Below are 11,878 nucleotides of genomic sequence, written 5' to 3' on the forward strand. Positions count from 1 at the left end.
AACTGAAGTTTAACTATTCATTATTTCTTATCTTTGTACAAAATTGCAATATATGGAGACTGCAGTACTTGAAAATAAAACGACTACCGATAATAAAACCACTACCAGAACTGGGAAACCAAAATGGTTACGTGTCAAATTACCAACAGGTAAGAAATATAGAAACTTAAGAAAGCTTGTAGATAAATACGATCTGCATACGATTTGCACCTCTGGAAGTTGCCCAAATATGGGTGAATGCTGGGGTGAAGGAACAGCTACCTTTATGATTCTGGGTAATGTTTGTACCCGCTCATGTGGATTTTGTGGAGTAAAAACAGGAAGACCTGAAGATATTGAATGGGATGAGCCAGAAAAAGTGGCTAGATCCATAAAAATTATGGGAGTGAAACATGCTGTCGTAACTTCCGTGGACAGAGATGACTTAAAAGATATGGGTTCTATCATTTGGGCTGAGACAGTAAATGCCATAAGACGCATGAATCCTCAAACGACTTTGGAAACTTTAATTCCTGACTTCCAGGGAAACACAAGAAATATAGATCGAATTATTGAAGTTTCCCCGGAAGTGGTTTCACATAATATGGAAACAGTGAAACGCTTAACCAGAGAGGTGAGAATTCAGGCTAAATACGATAGAAGTCTTGAAGTCTTAAGATATTTGAAAGCTCAAGGTATAAGAAGAACCAAATCTGGTATTATGCTGGGTCTGGGTGAAAAAGAAGAGGAAGTAATCCAAACCTTGAAAGACTTGAGAAGTGTAGATGTGGATGTGGTTACTATTGGCCAATATTTACAGCCAAGTAAACAGCACCTTCCTGTACAGGAATTTATCACTCCGGAACAATTCAAAAAATACGAGGAGATCGGTAAAGAGCTTGGTTTCAGACACGTGGAGAGTTCTGCATTAGTGAGATCTTCTTACAAAGCTCACAAACATCTTGAATAAGAATGAATAAAACTATACGAGTTGGAATAAATGGCTTTGGTCGTATCGGTCGAAGCCTTTTTCGTTTATTGTATGAGCACCCACAGATTGAAGTCGTGGCCATTAATGATTTGTCTGATGCTAGAACTTTATCACATTTGTTGAAATACGATAGCGTTCATGGTCAGTTTCCTTTTGAAGTTACTTTCAATCCTGAAGGAATCGTAGTTGATGGGAATTTATTTCCTTTAGTGAATACGCCTCAGCTCAAAGATTTGGACTGGGCCAAGTTTGATGTGGATACGCTGGTAGAATGTACTGGCAAATTCAAGACTAAAACAGAACTCAACAAACACCTTCAGGCTGGGGCCCGGAAATTGATTTTAAGCGTTCCGCCAAGCGATGACTCAGTAAAAATGATTGTGCTGGGGGTCAACGATAGGGTTTTGGAGAAAGATGATGTGATGATTTCTAATGCATCCTGCACCACCAACAATGCAGCTCCCATGCTTAAAGTGATTCATGATGCCTTCGAAGTGGAACAAGCTTATATCACCACTGTTCACTCCTACACGTCTGATCAAAGTTTACACGACAAACCTCATCGCGATTTGAGACGAGCGAGAGCAGCTTCACAATCTATAATTCCTACTACAACGGGTGCAGCAAAAGCACTCACAAAAATATTTCCAGACTTAAGCGACGTTATTGGAGGTTGTGGCATAAGAGTTCCTGTTCCCAACGGCTCATTGACTGATATGACGCTGAATGTTAGAAAATCAACTAGCATTGAAGAAGTCAATGCTTTATTCAAAAAAGCATCTGAAACACACTTAAAAGATATTTTACAATATTCTGAAATTCCTTTAGTGAGTATTGACATCGTTGGAAATCCATATTCCTGTGTCTTCGATGCTGAAATGACCTCTGTAATCGGCGGGAATCTGATTAAGCTGATAGGCTGGTATGATAACGAAAGAGGCTATAGCAATCGCTTAATGGACTTGATTCTGAAGATGCATTAAGATGTTAAGCGAATCTGAAAGATTTGAGTTATTAATGAACGTCCGGCAAGTAAATCCTGTTTTTACTAACAGGGGAGTTATTTAACTAAGCAGGGGAATTATCAAATTTTGGAGGTGCATCAAGCTTCAATTCTTTCCTTTGCCAGATTCAAAATTGTTTCAAACTGTTCTTCCTGTGACATATGGCTGTTATCAATTTTGATAGCATCTTTGGCTTTAACTAGCGGTGAGTTTTCACGGTTGGAATCTACCTCATCTCTGTGCCTGACGTTTTTTAGAACCTCTTCAAAAGTTAGGTCCTCACCTTTTTCTTTAAGTTCCTTATAACGTCTCTGTGCTCTGATGTCTGCACTTGCAGTCATAAATATTTTAAGTTCAGCTTCAGGGAATACAACTGTCCCAATATCTCTACCATCCATAACAACTCCTTTATCATCCCCCAATTGTTTTTGAATCTGTACCAGTTTCTTTCTGACTTCATCAATTTTCGCTACAGAACTTACGTTTTCTGATACCTCCATGGCTCTAATTTCATCCTCCACATTTTCACCATTTAGAATCACATCATTGGTACCTGCCTCTGGATTATATTCAAAATTGATTTCTATAGAAGATAAATTCTCAACCAGTTTTGATTCATTTACTTCACCGTTTTGAAGCCAGTTATTTCTCATGGCAAAAAGCGTTACCGCTCTATACATGGCCCCAGTATCCACATATTTATATTTAAGTTCCTTGGCTAGTTTTTTGGCAACTGTGCTTTTCCCTGTAGAGGAATGGCCATCTATGGCAATAACAATGGGTTTCATATTAATCTGGGTATTCAATTCTGAGGTGATAGATATTGTTCAGTTTAGATTTCAAAATCTTTTTGATAGACTGAATTTCTTTGAAGGTAATATTGGCATTGATGAATTGATCTTCCTGAATTTGCTTATTGATAATTTTTTCTACAAAATCATCGATTAATTTTGTGTTGGGTTCTTTCAATGATTTACTGGCTGCTTCAACAGCATCGCACATCATAAGAATAGCAGTCTCTTTACTGAAAGGAATTGGTCCGGGATACCTGAAATCTTTTTCATTGACTTCTAAGTCTTCCTCTTCTTTTTGTTTGGCATAGAAGTAATAAACTGTTGTAGTTCCGTGATGAGTTCTTATAAAATCTATAATGCGATCTGGAAGATTTCTTCGCTTTGCGATTTCTATTCCCTCAAGTCTGTGGTTAATAATAATTTCAGCACTTTCTTTAGGGGAAAGTTCATCGTGAGGGGAAACCGATGTCGATTGGTTTTCTGTGAAATATATTGGATTTTTCATTTTCCCAATGTCATGATACAAAGCTCCAACTCTTATCAATAAGGAATTGGCACCAATTTCATTGGCGGCTGCTTCAGCAAGATTAGCTACGTTCAAGGAGTGGTGAAAAGTTCCGGGAGCAATGTTTGCCAGTTCTTTGAGCAATTTTGAATTGGTATCGGAAAGCTCAAGCAGTGATAAATCTGAAATTAGCCCGAAAATCTTTTCGTAAGCATAGATTAAAGGCTGAACAAATAAGAGTCCCAGACCACTCAGTAAAAAGTAAATAAAATTGTTGTAATTGATGTCGGCAATACTACCTTCTTTTATCATATTGAAGGCAAAATAGGCGAAAATATAAACCAGTGTAATTTGAACTACGGAAATAAACAGGTTTGCTCTTTTATATAATTCTGAAACTGTCAAAATAGTAACAATACCGGCTATGATTTGAAGGAACATATACTCATAACTGTCTGGAACCACAAGACCAAGAATCAAAACCGTAATCATATGTGTAAATAAACCGAGTCGAGCATCAAAGAACGCCTTAAGTGTAAGTGGTAAAATACAAAGTGGCACGACATAGATATAATCATTATCGAGACTCAACACTAATAAAGTGAGAAAAACAAGAAATAAAATGTTGAAAAAGATGAAAGTGATTTTATTATTATTGTCAAATATATCCGGTCGATATTGCCTAATAAATAATAAGAGCATTAAAAGGGATAGCCCCACTAAACAAGTATAACCGGTAATTACTATCACGTAAGCTGAGGATTCCAGGCTTTGAGATTCATACTCATGCTTAAGGGATTTAAGCATTCTCAGCTTTTCACCTTCTATGATTTCTCCCTTGGCTATGATCTTACTGCCTTTTGTTACCCGACCTCTGGTGTATGATATTTGATCAAATTTGGACTTGATTTGTTTTTGATTGAGTTCCTCATCATATTTCACATTCACTTCTAAAACATCAAAGAAAATTTCCAGTAAAGAATTTCTGTATTCAGTTAAATTTGATTCCTCAATTTCTGAAATAAGAAATGGTTTTAAATCTTCCTGAGTAAGCAGGTCTTCATAAGGAACCTCTTCTACTTGCTTATCCTTTATTAGAAAAACAATACTATAATTGTTTTCACCATCATCTTGAATTCGAATTCCATTTTGATAAACTTCATCGATGGTTTCCGAAATAAAATCAGAGACCTGTGGATTGTTTTGCAGCAAAGAATCCTGTGAAAGCTCAAGCTTATCTTTCCAGGTGTTTTTTACTTTTTTCGCCGTGGCCACATCAAATTCAAAGTAAGGAATATGAGTTTTTTTAATTTTTGACTTCTCGGCTGAAACTTCTTCATCGGATTTCAGGACAGCAAAATCGAAAGGAGCGTAGAGGTTTTCATATTGCCATGGCTTTCCTTTGACAATCTCATATTTAAATTGCCCCCCCGTCGGAAAGAAATAAACAATAAGAAATACACTTAATGCTAAAAGAAAAAACTTAAAGATTATAGATTGATTCCTGTATAAGTTGTCTAAAAGGTTTTTCATGACTTAAGATTGCCCAAATTTATAAAATTATATGGTCTAAGTCTCTATCTGTGCTCATTTGTTTTGCCTTGAACTATTTCAGAAGAAATAAATATTATGTCACAAAAATAATTTAAGGTCTCCTTAAATTAAATGTGATTGGGTTTAAATTATTAAATTCGCTGAAATTAAAATTTAAATTATTATGTCTAAAGATATCGTTATAGTAAGTGCAGCAAGAACACCTATTGGTAGTTTTTTAGGAAGCTTATCCACCATTCCTGCTACCAAATTAGGTGAAATTGCCATCAAAGGAGCACTTTCAAAAATTAATTTAAAACCGGAACTAGTAGATGAAGTCTTAATGGGAAACGTAGTACAAGCCAATAACGGTCAGGCTCCAGCCAGACAAGCCGCTATGGGTGCTGGTATTCCAGATACTGTGCCTTGTACTACCATCAATAAAGTTTGCGCCAGTGGGATGAAAGCTGTCATGCAGGCTGCACAGGCTATAGCAGCTGGTGATGCTGAAATCATCGTGGCAGGTGGTATGGAAAACATGAGCATGATTCCTCATTATCTTCATTTGAGAAATGGCCAAAAATTTGGTCCTGCTCAGATGGTTGATGGTTTACAACGCGATGGACTTGTGGATGCCTATGATCATAATGCCATGGGGGTTTGTGCAGATCTTTGCGCCTCAGAGCACAACATTTCCCGAGAAGAACAGGATGAATTTGCTAAAGAATCTTACAGAAAAAGCAAAGCAGCCTGGGAAGCTGGAAAATTTAATGATGAAGTAGTCCCTGTAGAAATTCCTCAGAGACGTGGAGAACCTATTCTGATGAATGAAGATGAAGAGTTTAAAAATATCAAAATTGAAAAAATTGGTAAATTAAGACCAGCGTTCACCAAAGAAGGCACTTCAACGGCAGCCAATGCCTCTACTATAAATGATGGTGCAGGAGCCGTAATCCTTATGACTAAGGAAAAAGCTAAAGAACTCGGATTGGAAGTACTGGCAACTATAAAAAGTTATGCTGATGCTGCCAAAGAGCCAAAACGCTTTACAACTGCTCCAGCTAAAGCCCTTCCTCTGGCGCTTAAAAAAGCAAATGTGACTAAAGAGGATATTGACTTTTTCGAATTTAATGAGGCTTTTTCAGTAGTAGGTATCGCAAATACCAGACTCATGGGATTGGATGAGAAAAAAGTAAATGTGCATGGAGGTGCTGTCTCTTTGGGACATCCCTTAGGTTGTTCCGGGGTGAGAATTCTCATCACACTCATTCATATTATGAAGCAAAATAACGCAAAACTTGGTGCAGCAGCTATTTGTAACGGTGGTGGAGGTGCTTCTGCAATGATCTTGGAACGTTAATTTTTTAATCCTTTAAAATGCTATACGGAATTTGTCCACTAAGCGTTGTTCCTGTGAGAGCAGAAGCAAACGACACCTCAGAAATGGTCACTCAGTTACTTTATGGTGATCATTTTGAAGTTATTGAAACCCAATCCAAATGGATTAAAATTCGTATAGCTTTTGATGGTTATGAAGGCTGGCTAGACAAAAAACAAGCCTTTGAAATTGATGCAAATAAGTTTAAGATTCTTAATGATGAGCATACGTATTCAACAGATTTATTGAGTTTAATGACCACTACTACGAGTCAGCTTATGCCCGTTTGCATAGGATCTTCATTACAGGCCACAAGCTTTTTAGATCATCAGTTTGATGGTGCCACCAATCAGGGTTTTTCTAAACATGATTTGGTAGAGACGGCCATGCTTTACCTCAATTCTCCTTACTTATGGGGCGGAAAATCACCATTTGGAATAGATTGCAGTGGTTTTGCTCAAATGGTTTATAAAATAAGCGGTATCCCCTTATTTCGGGATGCTTCTGAACAAGCCAAACAAGGTCAGGCGCTTTCTTTTATCGAAGAAAGTGAGCCGGGTGACCTTGCTTTTTTTGATAATGAAGATGGTAAAATTATACATGTGGGTATTATGATGAAAGACAACTACATCATTCATGCCCATGGTCACGTCCGCATAGACAGAATAGACCATTCAGGCATTTTCAATGTAGATACCGGGCGATATTCCCATAATTTGAGAGTGATTAAAACCATTGTTTAAAAGGTTGCTCCAAATCCAAAGGAAAATAAAAATCCGTCTTCACTGTGGAAAAAGTTTAAGGTTCCGGCAAATACATCTGCTGCATTTAACCAAAATCCAACTCCATAGTCATTATGCCATTTGCCAGGTTCCGGCATTTCAGACCAGACCCTGCCTACATCAAAACCTCCAAAAACTCCAAACTGAAGAGGAGCTACTTTTGTATGTATAGCCTCAAAACTATACCTTAAGTCTACACTACTCACAAAACTTTGTCTTCCGATAAATCTATCTCTTCTGTAGCCTCTTAATTCGTTTCTGGATCCTAAAATTGCACCCTGATAAAATTCGTAGTCCTCATTAAAAATTAGCTGAGAGGCCGCTTTTGTTCTCAAAACCCATTTTTTATCCTGAGAAAGTGCATTATAAAATTCCAAATGCGGATGTAAGAAAATGAAATGCTGATCGACATCTGCTGTATTCAGAGTTCCACCGAGCTCAACTTTAAAATCCATTCCACGCTTGGGGTTCAAGATATCATCAAAACTTCTATACTGATAAGAAGACTGGTAGGATACAAAGTTCTTTTGATCAAAAAAATCCGGATCTTGCCTGATCAACTCATCACCAATGACATCGATAAATCTGCCATCGGTCCTTTCTACCTTGTAATACTGATAAGAGAGTTTATGTTCGAAAATACTTCCGTATTTGGATGCCCTTCTAAGTCCTAATTCAAATTCTACCCTTCTTATTTTAACTCTATTGAAATTCCTGTCAAAATCATTTTCAAAAGATGCTGTGCCATTTCCAAAACCATAAAAGTTTCTGGCGTAATTAGGACTTGTATAAGTTAAGGTCGTAAACAAATTATAATTGCCCAGGACATTAGCAAACTCTCCTTCATAACCAAAATCAAAACCCCCAGTGGCAGTATAAAGTCCTGCTTTTATATCATGCTTATAAGTAAAAGGGTTTAACCGAAAACCCTTGTAAGCATAGGACAACTGCAAACCAAAGAGCAAGCCATCATCGGGATTGTAACCCAAACGCGGTAAAAAAGTATTGATTTGGCTTACTTTTCTATCTTTATCAAATGTATTGACTACATAATCATCTGTTCTGACAATTCTTCCTCTTTTATTTTCATTTATTGTATTTTTTAAAGATTTATGATCGTAGACTAAAACGTTTTTTCCGGATTTGATGGTATAGGAATCCTTGCTATGGCCTCCAATAAGCCTTACTTTTATTGGTGCTGGATGATCCCCTGCAGTTGTAAATTCATCTTCGTCATCCAAACCGTAAATCCAGATTTCTTTAGTTATTTCTTCAGTAAAAACTTTATCTACGATTTCATAAGCGCGTTCACCTTTTATATTTCTTGAAATAACGACTCGTGTCTTACCACCTTGTTCTCTGTAAACATCGATAAAATCATCTTTATCTGTGGCTATTAATACCGGAATTTCATTTAATATTTTAAAATATTCATCTGCAAAATCATCGATAGACTTTAGCCTTCTTTTGAAGGTTGATCTGAGTCTTTTGGTCTTTTCGCTTTCAATCTCGGGTGGTAAATTAGCGAAAGCCTTATCAATCACCTCTTCCGTCAGATTCTTTTGGATGTAAGCTGCTTCTTTTCTCCAGTCCTCCGCAGTTGCATTTCTAATGATCATTCTGTCCAAACTCAAACCTGAATTGTTAAACCATTTCAAATGCTCAATATCGTCTTCATAAGGATGATATATCTTAGGAAAAGAGGTGACTGTACTCAACACCTCAAAAAATCCGCCATCAAAATTGGCAAACACCTGATCTCTGTCTCTTGGTATAGGTCTAAAGTAGCGGTCTCCATTTTCTTCTTCAAACTCAGACCAGCGCCATTGGTCCTCATGCCTGTCCCAGTCTCCCAAAAGCATATCAAATAGTCTGGCTCTCAAATAACTGGATTCATCCAAACTGTATTTTTCATCTCTGCGCAGTCTACCGATCATATCTGCCGTACTCACGATATCATGATTGGGATTGCCAAAAATACCTTCCGTTCCTATCCAGTGATCTTCTGGTCTTTCCTCAATCATATAAATTTCATCACCATGAACCCGGTTGAACTTCCCGAGTCCCTTTTGTTTTGGAATATAAACCAACTTTGGATTGGTGTGATAAACGCCAATAGCTTCAGATAAATCGGGTACAACCAAAAAGCCATAGGGATGCGCAGCCGTCATAAAATCTAAAAGGACTTCTTCGATGACCGTTTCATCAAATTCATCGGTAAGATTTTTGTCGGGGTAGACAGATTCTTGCAAAAGCCTGATGGGATCCTTCTTGATTTGCCTGATGTTATATTGCCGGCCAAGGCTGTCTTCGAGTCTTAACGAATTGGTCTGCATTCCCCCTCCCACTCGCATCGGCCTTAACCCCCCGTAGGCCGTATCAATATCCATTACAGGAACAGTGATTTTCCTGGTGTATAAACCCCGATAGTGTTGCCCCCAGACACTCTCATAAAAACCGGTTCGCTCCGAATCAAAATCATCATAAATAGAACCCGTGTAAGTGGAGTTGAAATCTTCTGAAAGTTGGTCTAAATCAAAGGTTTCTTCGCCCTTATATATTTCTTGTTGAAAAATAAGCGCGGGACTATTTTCATCTGCTGAATAAAATTGCACCCAGGATGAGCCATCCTCAAAAACATCCAGGACTGCAAAGCCGTATCCGGGGTAGGCAAACAGACCATCGCTGCCAAGCTTTGCATAAGACTTTTTGGAACCGGAGCCAGAAACGATTTGCTTGATTAGATCATGCTCGATATACTGCAGGCTATGTTCATGACCTGAGGCGAAAATCACCCTGTTCCATCGACTGGCTATTGCTGAAATTTTATCGACCATAGACTGGTACTGGTTATTCTGTGTGTCTTGTATAGATACACCACCAGAAACTCGAATGAGATTGGCTAAGGATGCCAAGCCCGGCAGTGGAATTTTTTTGTCGGAAGGGAATACATGTTTTGAAAATTCATAAGTCCCACCATGCACTCCATTGGTATACAGGGGATGGTGTAAAGCCACAAGGGTGGTTTTATTTTGATTTTTCTTCAGTTCACTTTCAAATTCTTCATAGAATTGATCCGGAGTCTTGATCTCATCACAGTCCCTGTTGATGAGTGGATGTTTATCCCAGTTAGCCAATATCCATTGTGAGTCCAGGATAATTAAATGCACTTCATCTGAGATATCAACAAAAGACATTCCGCAGCCAGGCTTTGGTAACCAGGATTTATCTTGGTCTGATAAATTCTCTTTAATACGCGCTTTCTGGTTTTTCAAGGATACTATTCCCTCAGAATACCAATCGTGATTTCCAGGAATAAAATGAATATCCCCTTCAAAAAATTTCAGATTAGCCGTCTGTTTATCGATTATGGATTCGGCTTGCTTACGTCCATCCTTACCTGTACTGGGGAGCCCTGCAGGATAGATATTATCCCCAAGAATAATCACTTTATCCGTTTTGGTATCCACTGATTTTGCAAAGGATTTGAAAGCTGAGAGTCCCGGAGGAACGCGCTGTATTTTATCATTCCCCGTATCCCCTATCAGATAAAAACGCTGTGATACTATTTTATCTTTTGGATAGGAGGCGGATTGAAATTTTTCTTGATTTTTATAGTTAACTTCGTATGTTGCACACGAAAGTAAAAGGAAACTAATTGCGATTAGGGGTAATTTTATTTTCATCAAAACGATTTTGGAACTAGTCGATAAAATTTAGGCAAAATGACAGAACTCATTTCAAAAACTGAAACGTTCGTATTGCAGTTATTCAAAGATAAGTTATCTAACGAATATGTGTACCACAATTTCAATCATACCAAAAGGGTTGTGGATAGCGCTCAGTATTTAGCTGAACAGGAAAACCTGAATGAAAATGATAAACTGCTTTTGCTGCTAGCTGCCTGGCTACATGATACCGGCTACACTGTTTCTGAAGTCAATCACGAGGAACACAGCAAACACATTGCAAGAGAGTTTTTAAGCAAGCAAAACCTCTCCGAAGACAGCATCGCCTCTGTTGAGGATGCTATAAGTTCAACAAAAATGGAGGCTACTCCCACTTCTGAAATTGAAAAGATCCTCAAGGACGCCGATTGTTCTCATTTTGCAAAGGAAAATTTTAAGGACGTAAGTGAGCTGCTGAGGCAGGAGTTAAATTTAAAAGGGCAAGAATATTCTGTTGAGGAATGGAGAGAAATAAATATAAAAGTGCTTTCTCTTCAGCATCGGTATTATACAGATTACGCCATTAAAAATTGGAGTCCGAAAAAACAGGAACATCTTGTTGAATTGATTGAAAGCAAAGAAAAAAAGAAAAGGAAAAAAGAAAAAGAAAAATTAAAAGCCAAGTTTAAAGCCCAGTACAAAAACGATAATCCGGAGAGGAGCGTTCAAACCCTTTTTCGCGTTACCTTAAGAAACCATCTCAAGCTAAGTGATATCGCAGACACAAAAGCTAATATTCTATTATCTGTAAATGCCATCATAATCTCTTTGGCTTTAGCAAATATCATCCCTAAGCTTGACAATCCCAGCAATGAACACCTGATGATTCCTACCTTAATTTTAATTTGTTTCAGTGTTGCCGCTATCATCCTTTCTATCTTATCTACCAGACCCAATGTGACTTCTGGCGAGTTCACCAAAGGCCAGGTTGAAAAAAGAGATGTCAATATCCTGTTCTTTGGAAATTTTCATAAAATGAGTTTCGACAATTATTTGTGGGGAGTAAAAGAGATAATGAAAGATAAAGATTACGTTTACGAAGCCCTTGTTAAAGATCTTTATATGCTTGGGAAAGTCCTGGAAAGGAAATACAGACTTTTAAGATTGACTTATACCATTTTTATGGCTGGCATTATTATTTCGGTCATCAGCTTTTTTATTGCCTTTTACATGATTTAACAGCG

Annotated in this window: 8 protein-coding genes; 5 read left to right on the forward strand and 3 right to left on the reverse strand. The window is 37.8% G+C overall.

The annotated features are described in order from the left end of the window. The first annotated feature begins 52 nt into the window (after positions 1-52). Entirely contained in the window at positions 53-949 is an 897-nt protein-coding gene (lipA, locus tag BLP81_RS07645; RefSeq protein ID WP_093367860.1) for a lipoyl synthase, read from the forward strand. A gap of 2 nt (positions 950-951) precedes the next feature. Then, positions 952-1,953 carry a type I glyceraldehyde-3-phosphate dehydrogenase gene (gene gap / locus BLP81_RS07650; protein ID WP_093367861.1) on the forward strand — a complete coding sequence of 334 codons (1,002 nt, stop codon included), beginning with the start codon at positions 952-954 and terminating at the stop codon, positions 1,951-1,953. Between the two features lie 119 nt (positions 1,954-2,072). Here the strand turns inward: gap and cmk are convergent, their stop codons facing one another. Continuing rightward, entirely contained in the window at positions 2,073-2,762 is a 690-nt protein-coding gene (cmk, locus tag BLP81_RS07655) for a (d)CMP kinase (RefSeq protein ID WP_093367932.1), read from the reverse strand. A gap of 1 nt (position 2,763) precedes the next feature. Further along, positions 2,764-4,806 (reverse strand): HD family phosphohydrolase, encoded by a 2,043-nt coding sequence (locus BLP81_RS07660; protein WP_093367862.1) that lies wholly within the window; start codon positions 4,804-4,806, stop codon positions 2,764-2,766. A gap of 184 nt (positions 4,807-4,990) precedes the next feature. Here BLP81_RS07660 and BLP81_RS07665 point away from each other — a divergent pair, with 184 nt between their 5' ends. Together BLP81_RS07665 and BLP81_RS07670 are read left to right on the forward strand one after the other, a co-directional pair. After that, the gene (locus BLP81_RS07665; protein WP_093367863.1) at positions 4,991-6,166 is read left to right on the forward strand and encodes an acetyl-CoA C-acyltransferase; all 1,176 of its coding nucleotides are present in this window, start codon (positions 4,991-4,993) and stop codon (positions 6,164-6,166) included. 17 nt (positions 6,167-6,183) lie between these two features. Then, on the forward strand, positions 6,184-6,927 hold the full coding sequence (locus BLP81_RS07670; RefSeq protein ID WP_093367864.1) for a C40 family peptidase: 744 nt from the start codon (positions 6,184-6,186) through the stop codon (positions 6,925-6,927). Here the strand turns inward: BLP81_RS07670 and BLP81_RS07675 are convergent. Further along, positions 6,924-10,652 (reverse strand): BamA/TamA family outer membrane protein, encoded by a 3,729-nt coding sequence (locus BLP81_RS07675; RefSeq protein WP_093367865.1) that lies wholly within the window; start codon positions 10,650-10,652, stop codon positions 6,924-6,926. The two genes, BLP81_RS07670 and BLP81_RS07675, sit on opposite strands and share 4 nt — an antisense overlap. A gap of 39 nt (positions 10,653-10,691) precedes the next feature. On the opposite strand from BLP81_RS07675, the gene BLP81_RS07680 reads away from it, so the two are divergent. Further along, the gene (locus tag BLP81_RS07680) at positions 10,692-11,873 is read left to right on the forward strand and encodes a Pycsar system effector family protein (protein ID WP_093367866.1); all 1,182 of its coding nucleotides are present in this window, start codon (positions 10,692-10,694) and stop codon (positions 11,871-11,873) included. Positions 11,874-11,878: the final 5 nt, after the last annotated feature.

Source organism: Psychroflexus sediminis, assembly GCF_900099815.1.
GTDB classification, from domain to species: Bacteria; Bacteroidota; Bacteroidia; order Flavobacteriales; family Flavobacteriaceae; genus Psychroflexus; species Psychroflexus sediminis.

Bases quoted from the DNA above. Each gene is read 5' to 3' on its own strand.
- BLP81_RS07660 (WP_093367862.1), bottom strand. From the start codon at position 4,806: ATGAAAAACCTTTTAGACAACTTATACAGGAATCAATCTATAATCTTT.
- BLP81_RS07680 (WP_093367866.1), top strand. From the start codon at position 10,692: ATGACAGAACTCATTTCAAAAACTGAAACGTTCGTATTGCAGTTATTC.
- BLP81_RS07665 (WP_093367863.1), top strand. From the start codon at position 4,991: ATGTCTAAAGATATCGTTATAGTAAGTGCAGCAAGAACACCTATTGGT.
- cmk (WP_093367932.1), bottom strand. From the start codon at position 2,762: ATGAAACCCATTGTTATTGCCATAGATGGCCATTCCTCTACAGGGAAA.
- lipA (WP_093367860.1), top strand. From the start codon at position 53: ATGGAGACTGCAGTACTTGAAAATAAAACGACTACCGATAATAAAACC.
- BLP81_RS07675 (WP_093367865.1), bottom strand. From the start codon at position 10,652: ATGAAAATAAAATTACCCCTAATCGCAATTAGTTTCCTTTTACTTTCG.
- BLP81_RS07670 (WP_093367864.1), top strand. From the start codon at position 6,184: ATGCTATACGGAATTTGTCCACTAAGCGTTGTTCCTGTGAGAGCAGAA.
- gap (WP_093367861.1), top strand. From the start codon at position 952: ATGAATAAAACTATACGAGTTGGAATAAATGGCTTTGGTCGTATCGGT.